Source organism: Comamonas suwonensis (assembly GCF_012844455.2).
GTDB classification, from domain to species: domain Bacteria; phylum Pseudomonadota; class Gammaproteobacteria; order Burkholderiales; family Burkholderiaceae_C; genus Comamonas; species Comamonas suwonensis.
This window is the reverse complement of sequence record NZ_JABBCQ020000001.1, coordinates 267,501-284,962: the sequence shown is the minus strand read 5'-3', so window position 1 is coordinate 284,962 and position 17,462 is coordinate 267,501. Positions and strand designations below refer to the sequence as shown.

The window sequence follows — 17,462 nt, the reverse complement described above, 5'->3', positions numbered from 1 at the left end:
GTCTGCGACTGACACGCTATCGCCCCAGATCAGGGACGCCGAGCAAAGGCCGCTCGGCGGCGAAGAAATCACCTCCCTCTCAGGGACAAGCGGCACAGCCGCTCGGGGCGGTTACTTGATTTTCATCCAGATCACGCAGCGCTCGACATCCAAGCCAGGAACTTGCAAAGGTTCCACGTGAAACACCTGCACGTCGGCAGGCAGGGCTGCAATCTCTTCATCGGGGTGTTTGGCCTTCATGGCAAACCAGATGCCGCCGTCGGCCAGTGCCTTGCGCGACCAGGTGGTGAAGTCCACCAGAGATGCAAACGCGCGGCAGCTAATGACAGGGTACTGGGTCTTGAGGTTTTCCACTCGGTCATGAATGCCGTGCAGATTGGGCAAGCGCAGCGATGCCGCCACTTGCTGAATGAAGGCCGCTTTCTTGCCCACTGTGTCCACACAGTTCACATTGATCTGCGGGCAGCAGATGGCAAATACCACGCCGGGTAAGCCACCGCCCGAACCAACGTCCAGCAAAGGCAGTCGTTTGCCCTCTTCTACCGGCAGCGTATTCACATGGCGCAGCAGAGCGGGGACAGCAGCCAGACTGTCGAGCAAATGATGCGTCAGCATTTCCTGCGGGTCACGCACCGAGGTCAGGTTGTAGACCTTGTTCCACTTCTGCAGCAGATCCATGAAGGACATGAGCAGATCAACCTGTGCCGGAGCCAGCTCCAGCTTCAGCGCCTGAATGCCTTGTTCGAGTTGGGTACGCAATGCTTGGCTCATGCCGATGCCTCTTCATTCTGTGCCGCAAAGCCCTTGAAGCCGCCTTTTTTGAGGTGGACCAGGAGCAGCGAGATGGCCGCAGGTGTCACTCCGGACATGCGGGATGCCTGTCCCAGTGTTTCAGGGCGATGTTTTTGCAGTGTCTGACGGACTTCAAAAGACAGGGCTGAGACCGACATGTAGTCAAAGTCCGCAGGCAGGCGCAGACGCTCAAAATGCGCAGCACGCTCCACCTCATCTTTTTGGCGATCGATATAGCCGGAGTACTTGGCCGCAATCTCCACCTGCTCAATGACCGAAGCACTCAACTCACCCAGCGCTTCAGGCTGTACAGAGGCAGTTGCGAACTTGCCTTCGTTCATGCTGGCGAGCTTTTCGTAATCGACACCGGGGCGACGCAGCAGATCAAACAGGTTGTATTCGCGCTCCATGGCCTTACCCAGCACGCGCTCAGCCTCTTCGGCCGAGACCACGCGGGGGTTCACCCAGGTGGACTTGAGGCGCTCTGTTTCACGTGAAACAGCATCGCGCTTGCGGCTGAAGGAGTCCCAGCGCGCGTCGTCGACCAGACCCATCTGACGGCCAACTTCGGTCAAACGCATATCGGCATTGTCTTCGCGCAGTTGCAGACGGAACTCTGCGCGGCTGGTGAACATGCGGTAGGGCTCGTTCACCCCCTTGGTAATCAGGTCATCGACCAGAACACCCAGATAGGCTTCATCACGCCCGGGCATCCATGGACCTTCACCACGACATTGCAGCGCGGCGTTCAGCCCGGCAAACAAACCTTGTGCTGCTGCCTCTTCATAGCCAGTCGTGCCATTGATCTGGCCCGCAAAAAACAGGCCCTGAATCTGCTTGGTCTCAAAGCTGCTCTTGAGCGAGCGAGGGTCAAAGTAGTCGTACTCGATGGCGTAACCAGGTCGCAAGATGTGCGCGTTCTCCATGCCCTTCATGCTGCGCACCAGTTCGTACTGAATGTCGAATGGCAGGCTGGTGGAGATGCCGTTGGGATAGAACTCGTTGGTAGTCAGTCCTTCGGGTTCCAGAAAAATCTGGTGGCTTTCCTTGTCGGCAAAGCGGTTGATTTTGTCTTCCACGCTAGGGCAGTAGCGTGGGCCCACGCCCTCGATCTTGCCGGTGAACATGGGGCTGCGATCAAAGCCGCTGCGAATGATCTCGTGGGTGCGTGCATTGGTATGCGTGATCCAGCAGGACATCTGTTTGGGATGCATGGCGCGGTTGCCCATGAAGCTGAACACGGGCACTTCACCCTCGTTCACACCTCCGGGCATGCCGTCACCTGGTTGCTCGTCACACTGGCTGAAGTCGATGGAGCGACCATCAATGCGAGGAGGCGTGCCGGTCTTGAGGCGGCCCTGGGGCAGCTTCAGCTCCTTCAAGCGAGCAGACAGTGACACTGCGGGAGGATCACCAGCACGACCAGCCGCGTAATTGTTCAGACCCACGTGAATCTTGCCGTCAAGGAAAGTCCCAGCCGTCAGCACCACGGTGCGGCTGCGGAACTTGAGGCCTACCTGAGTCACGGCACCGACTACACGGTCACCCTCAACCATCAGGTCATCAACGGCCTGCTGAAACAGCCAGAGATTAGGCTGGTTCTCCAGAATCTCGCGAATGGCTGCCTTATACAAAATACGGTCAGCCTGAGCACGTGTGGCACGTACAGCGGGACCTTTGGAGCTGTTCAGGATACGGAACTGAATACCGCCCTTGTCAGTGGCCAGTGCCATGGCACCGCCCAGCGCATCAACCTCTTTGACCAGATGACCCTTGCCAATACCGCCGATGCTGGGGTTGCAGCTCATCTGCCCCAGGGTTTCGATATTGTGGGTCAGCAGCAATGTTTTGCTGCCCATACGCGCAGCGGCCAGCGCAGCCTCGGTGCCGGCATGGCCGCCACCGACCACGATCACATCAAATTCCTGTGGGTACAACATGTTCTTGCTCCGGGGCCTCGCCCGGCCCTTGCCCCTGCACGAAGCAACCATGCCTCGGCTCTCATGGCAGGCAGACAGGTGTTCACCTCATGTTCTGCCCTGCGGGGAACCCGCAATTTTCCCACCATTGACGCAACAATGCCTAGGCAAGGGTTGAGGCAGGTGTTTCACGTGAAACCTGGCGTTTGCCCTGAGAGGCATATTTTTGAAGGAAAAATGCGCTTGCCCTGTGCTGCAATGACAGCATGAACATCCTCATTTTTGCGGGAAGTACCCGCCAGGAATCGTACAACCGCAAGCTGGCCAAGGCGGCGGCGGCCATTGCAGAGCAGCAAGGTGCACAAGCTACCTTGCTGGAACTTGCGGACTTCGATATTCCGCTCTACAACGCTGATCTTGAAGCGCGCGGCACACCTGCCGATGTCATCCGGCTCAAGCAGGCCATGCACAGCCATGCGGCCTGGATTATCTGCAGCCCTGAGTACAACGGCAGCTATCCTGCTCTGCTTAAAAATGCCATCGACTGGGCGTCCAGCCCCGTGAAGGGCGATGCCCTGTGGTCTGACGGCACTCTGCCCTTTCGCAACAAAGTAGTGGGCATGGCCAGTGCTTCGCCTGGAGGCATGGGTGGACTGCGCGCCCAGTCACACCTCGCCCCATTGCTATTGAATCTGCAGTGCTGGGTTACACCGCGCTGCCATGCCGTGGCGCATGCTGCTGATGCATTTGATATGCAAAACCAACTGCAGCGCAGCCAAGATCAACAGGCCATGCAGGCCTTGGTGGAGCAAGTTCTATGGGCAGCACGACGGTTTCAATAAGGGCAAACTGATAATCGCGGAACACTTTTTACCCAATCAATGGGTTTCATCCTCTACGATCACGCCATATCAGCCTCTATCAAGATTGACCGTGTCTATACCCTCCGCACTTCACGCATTTCTGTACTGCAGTGTTTTCGATCCGACCCAGTCTGCTGAGTGCGTGGGCGACATCGTTCGCACTTCGCGGGAAAAGAACCAGCATTTAGGACTGACCGGCATTCTGATTTTCGATGGTTCCCGTTTTTGCCAGTACCTGGAAGGCCCGGCACAAGAACTGAATGATGTACTGACCAGCATCAAAAAAGATCAGCGACACAAGGATGTAAAGCTACAGCTGCACGGCCCCATGCATGGAGAGCGCAAATTCAAAGGCTGGTCCATCGCATATGCCGAAGTGGATGAGGAAATATCTCTGGCGCAGATGTCCACAGCCAATGGCAACGACGCCTTGCTTTACCTGAACGATCTCTTGCCCAGTCTGGATCTTTGTTGACCCACCTGGAGACGGATCACTGTCAGCCTCTTGCATGTCGCTCAAGCGTATCCGGTTTAGCATGGCGGCTTGTCTTTTCAACTGAACGAAAGCCACTCACCATGAAGCTTTACTACAGCCCCGGCGCCTGCTCAATGTCTCCGCACATCGTGCTGCATGAAGCAGGCCTGCAGCATGAGACCGTGATGGTCAGCACCAAGAGCCACAAGCTCCAGGATGGCACTGACTACTACAGCATCAATCCTCTGGGCTATGTGCCCTTTCTGGTGCTGGATAACGGAGACACCTTGCACGAAGGTCCCGCTATCGTGCAGTACCTTGCGGATCTGGTCCCCGAAAAGAACCTAGCACCCGCCAATGGCACCATGGCGCGCTACCACTTGCAGGAGTGGCTGAACCTCATCAGCACCGAGGTGCACAAGGCTTTCAGCCCGCTCTTCAATCCGACAACTCCTGAAGACTTCAAGCCCACAGTGCGTGCCAATGTGCTCACGCGCCTGAACTGGATCAATGAGCAACTGGCCAACAAATCCTTTCTGATGGGTGACCAGTTCACCGTGGCCGATGCCTATCTGTTTACCGTGACAGGCTGGGCCCAATTTGTGGGTCTGGACATCTCCAGCCTCAAGCATCTTGCCGCCTACCGCGAGAGCATTCTGGCCCGCCCATCGGTACAGGCAGCCATGAAGGCCGAAGGCCTGATCAAGTAAGTTTTCTGCATCTGTTCACAAAAAAGCTCGATTATTTCTCGGGCTTTTTTCATCTGGAGCCTTGCATGCCCTCTTTGTTTGATCCGATTGAAGCCGGTAGCCTGCGCCTGCCCAACCGCATTGCCATGGCGCCACTGACGCGTAACCGGGCGCCCCAGGCGGTGCCCACACAAGCAATGCAGACCTACTACGCACAGCGCGCCTCGGCAGGTCTGCTGATCAGCGAAGGCACGGCCATCAGTGCACAGGCTCAGGGCTACTCTGACGTTCCCGGCCTCTATGGTGAGGAGCAGTTGCAGGCCTGGAAAAAAGTGACCCAGGCTGTACATGCAAAAGGCGGTCGCATCGTCACTCAGCTCTGGCATGTCGGCCGTATTTCTCACACGACACTACAGCCCGGCAACCACGCGCCTGTTGCGCCATCGGCCTTGACTGCCCAGTCCAAGACCTATGTGATCGATCCAAAGACTGGAGAGGGTCACTTCCTCCCCACCTCTGCACCGCGCGCACTTCGGTCTGAAGAGCTGCCAGGCATCGTCCACAGCTTCACCGTTGCTGCCGTTGAGGCCGTTCAATCAGCCGGTTTTGATGGTGTGGAGCTGCATGCCGCTAATGGCTATCTGCTCGATCAATTCCTCAAGACCAGCACCAATCACCGTACCGACGATTACGGCGGCAGCATCGAAAACCGCTGCCGTCTGGTGAGCGAATGCATGCTCTCTGTGGCCGATGCCATTGGCGGCGGCAAGGTGGGTATACGTATCTCGCCAGTCACCCCGGCCAACGACATTACGGACGAAAACCCGCAAGCGCTTTTTGAGTATCTGATGCGCGTGCTGGCGCCACTGGGCCTGTCTTATATCCACGTAATTGAAGGCTCGACCGGTGGCCCGCGCGAGCTGGTGGACAGGCCGTTTGACTACCACGCACTCAAGCAGGCCTACCGCACCGCAGGTGGCAAGGGCGCGTGGATGGTCAACAACGGCTATGACCGCCAGATGGCAGTGAAAGCCGTTGAAAGCGGCTATGCCGACGTTGTGGCCTTTGGCAAAGCCTTTATCTCCAACCCTGATCTGGTGCACCGACTGCAGGCCAATCTGCCGCTCAACGCGTGGGACAGCAAACGCTTTTATGGCGGTGGCGAAGACGGCTATACCGACTACCCGTCAGTCGCCCATTCATAGTCAAAACCGCTTCCAGCGCATTCGCTGATTGCGCGAACAGCTACTGAATTGAAAGCAAAAAAGCCCGGTGCATTCCTGCAACCGGGCTTTTTTATTGCCGCCGTGCGGCCCCAGGGCAAGCTGGGGGCCTTTTTATGGGCGTGATTTAACGCCTATGCATGCTCCAGCAACGGTGACTTTTGCTTAGGCAAGGCAGCCTTTCCGACCGACGTAACTGCCGGAGGTGGACTCCGGCGCGGCCCTGGACCGGCACGCATCGCAGCATGAACAGAACCACCCGCCAGTTGAAACTGGCTGACCAGTTGCGCCAGTCTTGCCGCCTGCTCGCGCAGCGAGCAGGCGGCGGCGGCAGACTCTTCCACCAACGCAGCGTTTTGCTGCGTCATGCGATCAATATCGCCCACGGCCTGATTCACCTGGCTAATGCCCAGCGACTGCTCGCTGGACGCCGCAGTGATCTCGCCAATGATGTCGCCCACGCGCTTGGCGCTGTCCACCGTGTCCTGCATGGCCTTGCCCGCGCTCTCCACCTGGCGCGCGCCCACATCCACGCTTTGCACGCTGGTGTTGATCAGCGTCTTGATTTCATTGGCCGCTTCGGCCGAGCGCTTGGCCAGACTACGCACCTCCGATGCCACCACGGCAAAACCGCGGCCTTGCTCGCCTGCGCGAGCGGCTTCTACCGCCGCATTCAGCGCCAGAATATTGGTCTGGAAGGCGATGGAATCAATCAGCCCGATGATGTCGCCAATCTTGCGGCTGGAGCCTGAAATCTCCTGCATGCTGTTCACGGCCTGACTCACGATCTGACCGCCTTGCACGGCGGTGGACGATGCCGAAGAAGCCAGCTGATTGGCCAGTTGCGACGACGATGCCGTCTGCTGCACCGTAGCCGTCAACTGGGCCAGAGAAGCCACGGTTTCCTGCAGGTTGCTGGCCGTCTGCTCGGTTCTGGCCGACAGGTCCTGGTTGCCCGTCGCAATCTCTTGACTGGCCGTGGCAATGTTGCCGCTGGCGTCGCGCACCTGGGCTACCGTGCTGCTCAGCGATTGCTGCATTTCATCCAGCGCCTGCTGCAAATCCGTCAGCTCATCCTTGCCGCTGACATGCGCCTTGCGCGAGAGATCTCCGCCGGCAATCGTCAAGGCCATCTGGCGGGCGCTTTCCAGCGGCTGGCAGATGGACAGCATGTTCAGCAAGGTCAGCGGAATCACCACCACCAGCGCCAGCACCACTGCAGCGATAAACAGCCAGCGTGTCTGCTCAGAAACCTTGCTCTCAGCCGCAGCCAGCGCATCTGACTGCTGACGCAGCAAGCTGTCGAGCTGAGCCAGCAGCTTGTCGGCCTCGGCCATTTCGGCCAGCGCCTTGCCGCTCATACGGTTGGCCGTTGTGGCCGAGTCATAGCCACCGGCCTCCAGCTGGCGTGCCACCGGTTCAAACAGCTTGCGGTAGTTGTCGATGCGCTCAGTGATGCTCTTGGCCAGCAGCGCATCTTCTGCGCTCTGGTCCGTCATAAACTTGCCCAGCGTGGCCTTGGATTGGTCGATGAACTTGCTCCACTGCTGATTGGCCTTGATCACCTCCTCAGGCCTCTCATACTGGATGACCATGTCTTTTTCACTGACGCGAATACCGCCCAGCTCTATGCGCAATTGCGCCATATGGCCTGATTTTGCAAAGACATTGTTCCGAAAATCCTGGCTCATATCCTGAATGCGCGACATGCCAAGCATGCCCGCGCCTCCCAGCAATCCCAGCAAGACCATCACCACACCAATGGCGCCCAGCATGCGTGTGCGGATGGTGAAGCCCCGCATCATTTCCAACAGACTCATGAATCCCTCTCGACTTTGAACGACCGGCATCTTTTACACCAGAATGAGCAATTGTTTCAAATTGTCAGCAAACAAAAAGCCATGACCAAAGCGCCTGCACCATGGCGATCTGCAATATGACAAGTTCTTATCGGCACGCTTTGCGGCTTATCAAGCCTGCCTGTGTTCATATTTTGAAAAGCGCTTGACCTTGTCATGATGTTAGGGTTGACCATTCAAGCCATAGAGTCCACCAGCCCGGTGGCTCACCCATGAAGGAGCTGATCCATGCAACAAGTTTTTGAAGTTCAAGGCATGACCTGTGGCCACTGCGAACGCGCTGTCACCCATGCCATTCAAGGCGTTAACGCCCAGGCCCAGATCAAGATCGACCGTTCCGCCAACCGCGTTGAGGTGGACAGCAGCGCCAGCCGCGATGCACTGCAAGCCGCCATTGCCGAAGAAGGCTACAAGGTCGCCTGAGCCAGCTCTCGCACCACAGCGCCAGCGCCTCATACAAGTCATCAAAGGGCCGCTGGCGCGTTTTTCCAGGGAACACCATGCCTAGCCAACCATCAACACAAAAAATCGCTCAGAACTGGCCTGTTGTCATCGGCGAAGCCGCGCGCCGCGCCGGGGTGTCGCCGCGCATGGTGCGCCACTACGAGTCACTGGGCCTGCTGGCACCCGTTCACCGCACAGACAGCGGTTATCGCCAGTACACCGAGGCCGATGTGCACGCGCTGCGCTTTATCCGCCGCGGGCGTGATCTGGGCTTTTCCATGGATGAGATCGCCACTCTGCTCGGCCTGTGGCAAAACCAGGACCGTGCCAGCAGTCAGGTCAAGACCATTGCGCAAAAGCACATTGCCGCGCTGGCCGAGCGCATCGCCGCCATGCAATCCATGCAGCGCACGTTGCAGACACTGGTGCATTGCTGCCATGGCGATGACCGGCCCGACTGCCCCATCCTCGACGATTTGGCCAGCGCCGACACCGATCTGTCACCGACTCATCACGAGCCCATTGCCCCCACGCCAAAGCGCCGCAACAAGGCTGCGGCCTGAGAAAAAGTCCCCGAAAACGCCTGGTCCGGGTTTCACGTGAAACCCGCCTTATTTTTCGACGGTAGTCGTCAACTATGAGACATGTTGCAGCGCAACATTTATTGCAAAATAGGCGATGAAATGGATGTGAACACTCTCATTCACTTCAAGACCATTCACGCATAGGCCAATAACCATTGCTCTCGCAATGGAGGAGACAAACAACATGAGCACCCGAGACATCTTCGTCGTCAGCGCAGCGCGCACAGCCATCGGTACTTTTGGCGGTGGCCTCAAGGACGTTCCCAATGCACAAATGGCCACCACCGTGGTCAAAGCCGCGATTGAGCGCGCGGGCATTGCGGCCGACACCGTCGGCCACGTCGTCATGGGCAACGTCATCCCCACTGAAACCCGCGACGCCTACCTGTCCCGCGTGGCCGCTGTGGATGCTGGCTGCCCCATCGAAACGCCCGCCTACAACGTCAACCGCCTGTGCGGCTCAGGTCTGCAGGCCATCGTTTCAGCGGCGCAATCCATTGCACTGGGCGACTGCGAAGTGGCGATTGGTGCCGGCTCCGAGTCCATGAGCCGCGGCCCCTATTTCGACATGGCTTCGCGCTGGGGCGCACGCATGGGCGACGCCAAGAGCATTGACTACATGCTGGGCATCCTGCACGACCCATGGCAAAAAATGCACATGGGCATCACCGCTGAAAACGTGGCCGAGCGCTACAACATCAGCCGCACCATGCAGGATGAACTGGCCGTGCTCAGCCAGCAGCGCGCCGCTGCCGCCATTGAAGCCGGTCGCTTCAAGGAACAGATCGTTCCCATCGAAATCGCCACCCGCAAGGGCGTGGTGCTGTTTGACACCGACGAGCATGTGCGCGCCGCCACCACGCTGGAGACCCTCTCCGGCATGAAGCCCGCGTTCAAGAAGGAAGGCGGCACCGTGACCGCCGGCAATGCCTCCGGCATCAATGACGGCGCTGCCGCCGTGCTGATGATGAGCGAGCAGGCGCTGAAGTCCTCGGGTGCCAAGCCTCTGGCCCGTCTGGTCGGCTACTCCCACGCCGGTGTAGAGCCTGCATACATGGGTATTGGCCCCGTGCCCGCCACACAAAAGGTGCTGGCCCGCACCGGCCTGAAGATCCAGGACATGGACGTCATCGAAGCGAACGAAGCCTTCGCCGCCCAAGCCTGTGCCGTGATTCAGGAGCTGGGAATGGACCCCGCCAAGGTCAACCCCAACGGCTCTGGCATCTCGCTGGGTCACCCTGTGGGTGCAACCGGAGCCATCATCGCCACCAAGGCCATTTACGAGCTGCACCGCACCGGTGGCCGCTACGCGCTGGTGACCATGTGCATCGGCGGCGGCCAAGGCATTGCAGCGATTTTTGAGCGCGTGTAATCACTGTTTCAACCGCCTTAAGCGACCCACAAAAAAGGCCTGCCAGATTACTCTGGCAGGCCTTTTTGCATTTTTTGATAGCTTCTTGCGCTTGTTATTTCAATGTTTCAGCATCAAAACATTTTCAAACCCTTGTTTAGAAGGCGCAAGCAGCTATACCTTCAATAGCATTAGAACGGTGCTTCTTCGGGTGCGGTATCCGCAGGTGCCGCAGCCGGACCGGTCACCGTGCCTTGGCTACGGCCTTGGGCCAGTCGCACGGGCAAGGTTTCAGCAGGCGTGGCGCGCAAAGAAGCCGGCAGCCCCTCGCCCAGACCGGTACGGCCTTCACCGCCCAACGCCTCGATCAGATCAGGAATCAGGCGTGACAGCTCGCCTGTGGCAATGGTCACATCGGTATCAAAACCGCCATCGTCTTGCGACTGGCCATCCATCACCGCATCCAGCAGCGCAATTTTCTTGATCTGCAGGCCTTCGGTCAGCACAAAGCTCACGCGGTCGTCCCAGGTCATGGCCAGCTTGGTGGGCATCTTGCCGTGCTCGATGTGCTGGCGCACCTCGTCAATATCCAGCGGGTGGCGTGCGTAGCGCACCACGGCCTTGGATTCGTCGGCAGCCTTCAGCTCACATTCGCGGTCCACCGCAAAGCCTGCGGGCGGCTCCTGCGTCATCAGCCAGTGGGCCATGGCGGCCTGCGGGCTGGTCTGTGTATCCACCAGCGCCAGCGCAAAACCGGGCAGACCTTCGACCAGCAGCGTCACGATTTCATCGGCACGGCCTTGCGCACTGGTATCGAGCACCAGCGTACGCGCCTGCGGGTCAATCCAGACCCACATGGCACCTTGCTTGGTAAAGGCCATGGGTAATAGGTCCAGCTTGGCCTCGTCCTTCAGGTCCTTTTTCTCTTTCTTGCCCGGCTTGCGGCCTTCCGTCGCCTCAATGTGCGCAGCCTTTTCGTTAACCCTGCGGTTGAGCACGCTGGCGGGCAGCATCTTCGACTCGCTCATGAAGCGCATCACCCATTGCCCGGCCACCGATTCGGCCAACGGGCCATGCTGCTCGCCACGCGGCGGCATCCAGCCGACCGAGCGTTCCTGCGTCGCGCCACACTCGGTAAACACCGTCTTTTGCAGCGCATCTTCCAGCACCTGCAGATCGCCCTGCCAGCTTTCGGCAATGCGATAAACAATCATGTTCTTGAACATCAAAAACCTTTGCTAAACCTTCAATCGTCGTGAGATCCCGCAGCGGAGTCTCACGGAAAAAAATCAGCTGCCAAAGCAGCCCATGCATGCATTGTTGCGCAGTCAGAGCCACCTAATCTTCTCAATACTTTACAGAGCGGCTGCAAAACCTCACGCGACAGAAACATCAGAGCCCCACACTTCATTCATCCGCTGCCGAATGCCTTTCAAGACGCAGACCGAGCGGCCACTTCTTCCACTTCAACTGAAAAGGAATATGACATGACCCGCTTTCGCCAAACCATCACCGGCGCCGCTGTTGCCACGGCCCTGCTCGCTTCTTTGAGCCTGCCCAGCTTCGCACAGACTGCAGCCCCTGCAGAGCAGCCAGCAGCAACCCAAAAAGCCCCTGAGCACCATAAGCATCACCATGATCAAAAGCGCGGTGGTGATCGCATGGAGCACATGAAAAAACGCATGGAAAAGCTCAAGACCGACCTGAAGCTAACCCCTGCTCAGGCAGGTGCCTGGACAACCTATACCGAGGCCATGAAGCCCGGTGAGCGCCCTGCCCGCGGCGACCGTGACGCATTTGCCAAGCTGACCACACCCCAGCGCATCGACAAGATGCGTGAAATGCGCGCCAAGCGTGATGCGGAAATGGACCGCCGTGCCGACGCCACCAAGGCCTTCTACGGTCAGCTCGATGCAGAGCAGAAAAAAACCTTTGACGCGGCCTCGCTGCGCATGCATCACCAGCGCGGTGAGCACCATCATGGCCACCATGGCGGCAAACCCGGTCAGGAACGCCCTTCAGCGCCTGCTCCCGCCGCCAAGTAAGCCAAGCTGACTGCAACCAACAAGCCCCCGGTCGTCATGACCGGGGGCTTTTTCTTTTTGCACGATATCCATTGGCTGACTACAAGCGCAATTGCTTGCCGACAGAACCTTTATTCACAAAGATCTAGATTCATTTCCACGGAGCGTAAGAAATTCAGACCCTTCAGCAGATCTGTAACGCCCCATAGTCCGACCACAGGGAGGATCTTCGCCATGAAAAAGCTGCAGATAGCAAGAACATTTGTCATGTTGCTGGCTCCAGTGTTGCCCAGTCTTCCAGCCCTTGCACAGTCTGTGCAGAACCCTGCCACAGGCGTATACCTGCAATACGGCAGCGCAGAACATGGCACAGACAGCTGGTCCGGCGGCGTCATGCTCCCCTGGAACTGGAGCTACGCACTGGGCTCGGGCAAGCTGACAGGCTACTGGGATCTCTCAGTCAGCCGCTGGTCGGCTGATTACCAAGGCGGAAATCGTTCGACCTGGGTTCTGGGAGCACAACCCACACTGCGCTGGCACCCCGCACAAGGCCAATCGCCCTGGTTTCTGCAAGCAGGGCTAGGTGTGAGCTATGCCACCAACCACCGCTACATCACAGACCACAAAGAGTTCTCAACGCGCTACAACTTTGCAAGCCACTTGGGGGTCGGTTACCTGTTTGGAGAGCAGCGGAAAAATGAAATCAGCCTGCGGCTGGAGCACCATTCCAATGCAGGCATCAAGGAACCCAACCCAGGCACTAACTTTCTCCAGCTCCGATATGCGCGGTACTTCTAGGCAGCCAGACAACTGCAACTAGGCAAAGCCACCTAGGGGTGGCTTTTTCATGTCTGCCATCAGGCCGACCTACCTGTGTATAAACATGGTGATAAAAGCCAAGAAATTTTCATGTTTTCCACAGAAATTCCCAGTTTGAAAAAGTTATTCCCAAATCAAGGACAGCAGGAGTTGACCTTCGGCCACAAACTTAAACAAACTTTAAGTAATTGATTTTTAATGTTATTTTTAACTTATCCACAATTAAGTGAGGTACTTACTATTACTACTAAGTAAAAATATAAGACTAGCAATAACAACTAAAGCCAAAGTTTGCACAGCATACATGCACGCATTGAATAAAAAAATGGGTTGCTCAGATGGTTGAGAAGGGCCTCGGGATACTTCACATCTTTCAAACCTGATGTGTTCAAGATCCGCTTTTTTAGTTATTCACTATAAAAAACATAGCTAATAACGCCTGTATTTGCTTGATCAGCAGAGGTTTTCTTATTTATTCATGAAATATGAATTTCTGTGGATAACGACATATCAACTTCGAGGTTGTCCACAGAAATTTCGAAAACTTGCAAGTTATTCATGAATGGAGGACAGCAGCAGCAATCACCTGTCTCCATGTTTATCAGTACCAAAGATGGTTGATTTTTATCAACTTTTGATAGTTATCAACAGGAATATGGCATCTTTACTACTACCACTAAATATTTATAAAAACTCTAAAGAACAACTAAAGCTAAACCCAAGATTCCGCAATGTGTGCAGGTTTGAACCTCCGTCAATCAGGTGTCTCAAAGCCTCTCTACAGAGGGAGATAGCCGGAAAAAAGGGCTTTAGAAAAATTGACGCGTCAGAGCTCAAAAATTTGGCGTAAGATGCGCAGCCTCAACGTCAAGAGTTGGGGATAAAGTTCTATATCCAGGCTTTGGGAAAGATGGTTATCCACAGAATGTTATGAACAGCTGGGGGTAACCATTCCATGAAGCCACACTGCCCATTGCAGGCAGGCGATAGCAATGCATTCAAAAAAATTCAATGGTCTTTACACCATTGTTTTCAAACGATTTTTCTGAAAATGCCTTTAGTTGCTCGTCAGCAGCCCTGTTTACCGTTACAGGTCAAAAGCAAAGAAGTGGCGGATGGCAGCGTCGCGCGAAGCCGTACTCATTGCGAAGTGATGCTGATTCATCGTGACTGATGAACATCCGCGGTTAATCACAGCGCAAGCGCTGAGCGACTGGTGCAAGAGCACAACGAACGGAGTACTGGAAAGCCGGGAGACTGAAGTCATTGATCCTCCAGCAACTCCAGTCCCTCAAGTGTTAGAAAAATTACAAAAGCCTTTTGGCGCAAAAAGGCTTGTGCTCATGCCGTTATCAGGCATGAAAAAGGTGGCTGGCACAGCAGGCTAAGAGGCTGAAAAACACCAAAAAAATGGCGCGAAGAAGCCTGAAAAGTCTCTTCGCCAATTTCCTCAGGCCGCCTGAACGGGTCTGCGTTGCAGGGCGAATGGTGGCAGGCTTTTGATGAGCAATTGGCCATAGCTGGTGCTTGTCAGGCGGCGGTCATAGCAGTACACATGGGCCTGGTCTTCTTCTGTTCGAATGGCGCGTCCTACCCACTGTGCCAAACGAATGGCCGTAGCAGGCACTACCAGTTCGTTGAAGGGATTACGGCCGCTGCTGCGCAGCCATTCAGCTCTTGCTTCACCCACCGGGTCGTCGGGTGGGGAAAAAGGCAGCTTGGTGATGAATAGCGACTCGCACAGCGCACCGGGCAGATCCAGCCCTTCACCAAAAGATTGCATGCCGAAAATGATGGATGGCTCGCCCATTTCCACGGCTTCGCGGTGGCGGGCCAGCAATGTCTGGCGGGGCAGGGCGGTTTGCACCAGTACCTGGTTGCGCATGCTGGTGGATAGCGCATCCACCGCCTGCCGCATTTGCTCTCGGGATGTGAACAAGACCAGCGCACCGGCCTGTATACGGCTCAGATCGTTCAGCAAGGCTTCGACCATTTCCTCGGTAAAGCGAGCCGCCTCACGCGGGTCTGCGGCCGTTTCCCGGGCTACTAGCGTGCCCTGGCGGCCATAGTCGAAGGGGCTGGGGACTTCCAGCGTAGTGACTGATGGGTCATTGACCAAGCCAGCCTCACGCAAAAAGAAGTCGAAATGGCCGCAACTGGCCAGCGTGGCAGAGGTGAGTACCGCACCTCTGACCTGCGACCACAAATGCCGGCGCAGGGTGGAGCCCGGCTGAATGGGGCTGGCGTGAGCCTTGACGGCAATGAATTCCCCGTCCATCTCCAACGTGAACCACTTGGCGTTGGGTACCGCCGTGCTTTCGCCGTCCGGCCCGCTGTGCTGCAAAAGCAATTGCGTGGTGTTGGAGATGGCTTCCAGTCGCGGTGCCAGTGCCCCGACCTGCGCATAAATGGTGGACAGGCGCTGTGCTTCCTCGGGCTTGTCCTTGATTTCTGCACGCAGCGCTTTGGAAACCGCACGCAAAGCATCCAGAAAGCCATCGGCATGGTGAGCAATAAGGCCCAGAGGCTCTAAAAGGGCCTCAGGCAGCATTCCGCGGGTCGCCCTTACCCTGGCTGGCCCATAGCTGTCTTTTTGCGATTTAAGGGCCTCTCCGTACTGCTCCATGACGAGTCTGGCCAGCTCCTGCATCTGCAGGCGCAGCTGACCTGCATGCTTGGGCACATCGGCCAACTCTTCCACTTCCGCGACCTGGTTCACGCGCAGCGCGCGGCTGGCCAGTTTGTCGATCCAGGTCAGGCGACTCAGGTCCATCTCGCCCGCAAATCGATCCAGAGCGGTGGAGGGCAGGTGGTGTGCCTCATCAAGGATCAGCAGACAGTTATCCAGATCCGGAAGCAGCTTGGAGCCGAGTGAGGAAAGCAGCAAATCATGATTGGCCACAATGACTTGCGCGGCCACCAGGTCCTTGCGGCGCTCGTAATAAACGCAGTTGCTGAAAGCAGGGCAGTGCTTGCCCGTGCAAGACGATGACTCGGCTGCCACGGGACTCCATGCCTCGGCCTCTGGCGGCGTTTCTAGCGAGTCGCGGTCGCCGCTCCATGCCTCGGTTGCCAGCGCATCCGCCATGGATTTGTAGAACTGCATGCGGGCTTGCAGCTCGTGCTGAGGCCGATGGATCTTGGTCTGGGCCTTTTCGTCGCCAAACAGATCGTCCATTTCCTCATCCTGCGCTTCGCCCGTGCTGGCAAGCCGCTCTAGCTTGAGTTTGCAGACAAAACGGCCACGCCCCTTGGCCAGCGCGAATTTGAAGGGCTGATCGAGCTTGGCGGCCAGCGCCGGCAAATCCTTGTTTACCAGCTGCTCCTGCAGTGCCACCGTTGCCGTGGATATCAGCACACGCGTGCCACGCGACAACGCCATGCGGATGGCTGGGATGCTGTAGGCCAGCGACTTTCCAACGCCCGTACCAGCCTGAACCACGGCAATCGCCCTGCGGGGTTCTGGATCGTCTTCATCGACTTTTCCGAGCTGGGCTTCGCTCAGCGTTTTTGCGATTTGAGCCGCCATTTTTCGCTGTCCTTCACGGCTGCGAAATCCTGGCATGGCTCCAACGACGGCATCAAAGGAATTCAGGGCCTCTTCAGCCCACTTTTTTTCGTGCATTTCAGCGCTTTTCGAGACGCATAGGCACTGTGCTTTAGCGTTTTATAAGTATTCGTACAGAGATATGTATTAAATAAGATTGAATTTCTTATGCAATACAGCATACAAATCGATGATTTCTGTATGTTCTACAGATGTATCTCAGACGTGTATGTGAGCAATCTTTTCCACCACTTACGGAGGACTTGTTCATTGTAATTGTGGATTGTCTGAAGCGTAGTTTTCAAGAAACTTATCCACAGAAACGACGCTAATAGAACCTGTTTGTATCCTGGATATAACTTTGTAGCTATTGCTGTTGATAAGTTTGTTAAATTTTTATGAATAAATAGATTTTTCTAGAATTTGAAAATTCTCTTGAAGAGTGAAAAATGAACAGTTTTCAAGTGCTGTGGTTAAGGTTGTTCACGCTTATTGTGGCTCTGTAAGACGGAAGAACATGTAATTTATCCACAGCTATGAAGCGCGTTATTTCATACGTTTTATCCCAGTTAGTTTTCCTTCTGTCGCTGCTCAAAACATGATCTGTATGCCAGATCTGCCTTTTGTGTTGATTTCCTGAAAAACAGAGGCATGGGTCTTCAATTTATCCACCGAATGGATAAGTCATTTGCTCTGTTTTTAATAGTAGATATCCAAGGCTATAGAAGGGATTGATAGCACTTTTCCTGAAAAAAGAGTTGAGCCAGCTATCGATCTGATCTGACAGTATCTAGATACTTTTAGTACTCATGTATGAGAAATAACATGAGAAAACAGGCGGAATGCCTGTTTTTTAGGCGAATCAGGCATGTG

General features: G+C 56.1%; 15 protein-coding genes. 10 read left to right on the top strand and 5 right to left on the bottom strand.

The genetic code is table 11. The annotated features are described in order from the left end of the window. Positions 1-111 precede the first annotated feature (111 nt). Both rsmG and mnmG read right to left on the bottom strand, forming a co-directional pair. On the bottom strand, positions 112-771 hold the full coding sequence (rsmG, locus tag HF327_RS01240; protein WP_169106508.1) for a 16S rRNA (guanine(527)-N(7))-methyltransferase RsmG: 660 nt from the start codon (positions 769-771) through the stop codon (positions 112-114). After that, positions 768-2,732: a tRNA uridine-5-carboxymethylaminomethyl(34) synthesis enzyme MnmG gene (gene mnmG / locus HF327_RS01235; RefSeq protein ID WP_169106507.1), complete on the bottom strand. Its 1,965-nt coding sequence runs from the start codon at positions 2,730-2,732 to the stop codon at positions 768-770. The genes rsmG and mnmG overlap by 4 nt, the downstream gene beginning before the upstream one ends. Positions 2,733-2,977: 245 nt before the next feature. Here mnmG and HF327_RS01230 point away from each other — a divergent pair, with 245 nt between their 5' ends. The 4 genes from HF327_RS01230 to HF327_RS01215 all read left to right on the top strand — a co-directional run bounded on the left by HF327_RS01230 (position 2,978) and on the right by HF327_RS01215 (position 5,943). Then, the gene (locus HF327_RS01230) at positions 2,978-3,553 is read left to right on the top strand and encodes an NADPH-dependent FMN reductase (RefSeq protein ID WP_169106506.1); all 576 of its coding nucleotides are present in this window, start codon (positions 2,978-2,980) and stop codon (positions 3,551-3,553) included. 91 nt (positions 3,554-3,644) lie between these two features. Then, positions 3,645-4,049 carry a BLUF domain-containing protein gene (locus HF327_RS01225; protein ID WP_169106505.1) on the top strand — a complete coding sequence of 135 codons (405 nt, stop codon included), beginning with the start codon at positions 3,645-3,647 and terminating at the stop codon, positions 4,047-4,049. A 101-nt stretch (positions 4,050-4,150) separates the two neighbouring features. Further along, positions 4,151-4,759: a glutathione transferase GstA gene (gstA, locus tag HF327_RS01220; protein ID WP_169106504.1), complete on the top strand. Its 609-nt coding sequence runs from the start codon at positions 4,151-4,153 to the stop codon at positions 4,757-4,759. Between the two features lie 65 nt (positions 4,760-4,824). After that, entirely contained in the window at positions 4,825-5,943 is a 1,119-nt protein-coding gene (locus tag HF327_RS01215; RefSeq protein ID WP_169106503.1) for an alkene reductase, read from the top strand. A gap of 152 nt (positions 5,944-6,095) precedes the next feature. Here the strand turns inward: HF327_RS01215 and HF327_RS01210 are convergent, their stop codons facing one another. After that, complete coding sequence (locus HF327_RS01210) at positions 6,096-7,781, bottom strand: methyl-accepting chemotaxis protein (RefSeq protein WP_169106502.1); 1,686 nt, start codon at positions 7,779-7,781, stop codon at positions 6,096-6,098. Positions 7,782-8,048: 267 nt separating this feature from the next. Between HF327_RS01210 and HF327_RS01205 the strand changes: the two genes are divergently transcribed. The 3 genes from HF327_RS01205 to HF327_RS01195 all read left to right on the top strand — a co-directional run bounded on the left by HF327_RS01205 (position 8,049) and on the right by HF327_RS01195 (position 10,220). After that, positions 8,049-8,243 carry a heavy-metal-associated domain-containing protein gene (locus HF327_RS01205; RefSeq protein ID WP_169106501.1) on the top strand — a complete coding sequence of 65 codons (195 nt, stop codon included), beginning with the start codon at positions 8,049-8,051 and terminating at the stop codon, positions 8,241-8,243. A 77-nt stretch (positions 8,244-8,320) separates the two neighbouring features. Beyond that, positions 8,321-8,827, top strand: coding sequence for a Cu(I)-responsive transcriptional regulator (cueR, locus tag HF327_RS01200; protein ID WP_169106500.1), 507 nt, complete (start codon positions 8,321-8,323; stop codon positions 8,825-8,827). A gap of 205 nt (positions 8,828-9,032) precedes the next feature. Beyond that, a complete protein-coding gene (locus HF327_RS01195; RefSeq protein WP_169106499.1) occupies positions 9,033-10,220 on the top strand; it encodes an acetyl-CoA C-acyltransferase family protein in 1,188 nt (395 codons plus the stop codon). A gap of 170 nt (positions 10,221-10,390) precedes the next feature. On the opposite strand, the gene HF327_RS01190 is transcribed toward HF327_RS01195, so the two are convergent. Next, positions 10,391-11,425, bottom strand: coding sequence for a recombination-associated protein RdgC (locus tag HF327_RS01190; RefSeq protein ID WP_169106498.1), 1,035 nt, complete (start codon positions 11,423-11,425; stop codon positions 10,391-10,393). A 261-nt stretch (positions 11,426-11,686) separates the two neighbouring features. On the opposite strand from HF327_RS01190, the gene HF327_RS01185 reads away from it, so the two are divergent. The 3 genes from HF327_RS01185 to HF327_RS01175 all read left to right on the top strand — a co-directional run bounded on the left by HF327_RS01185 (position 11,687) and on the right by HF327_RS01175 (position 14,430). Then, complete coding sequence (locus HF327_RS01185; RefSeq protein ID WP_169106497.1) at positions 11,687-12,244, top strand: Spy/CpxP family protein refolding chaperone; 558 nt, start codon at positions 11,687-11,689, stop codon at positions 12,242-12,244. A 213-nt stretch (positions 12,245-12,457) separates the two neighbouring features. Next, complete coding sequence (locus HF327_RS01180) at positions 12,458-13,021, top strand: acyloxyacyl hydrolase (protein WP_169106496.1); 564 nt, start codon at positions 12,458-12,460, stop codon at positions 13,019-13,021. Positions 13,022-14,208: 1,187 nt separating this feature from the next. After that, positions 14,209-14,430: a hypothetical protein gene (locus HF327_RS01175; protein ID WP_169106495.1), complete on the top strand. Its 222-nt coding sequence runs from the start codon at positions 14,209-14,211 to the stop codon at positions 14,428-14,430. A gap of 62 nt (positions 14,431-14,492) precedes the next feature. Here the strand turns inward: HF327_RS01175 and dinG are convergent, their stop codons facing one another. Continuing rightward, positions 14,493-16,667: an ATP-dependent DNA helicase DinG gene (dinG, locus tag HF327_RS01170; RefSeq protein WP_169106494.1), complete on the bottom strand. Its 2,175-nt coding sequence runs from the start codon at positions 16,665-16,667 to the stop codon at positions 14,493-14,495. Positions 16,668-17,462 lie beyond the last annotated feature (795 nt).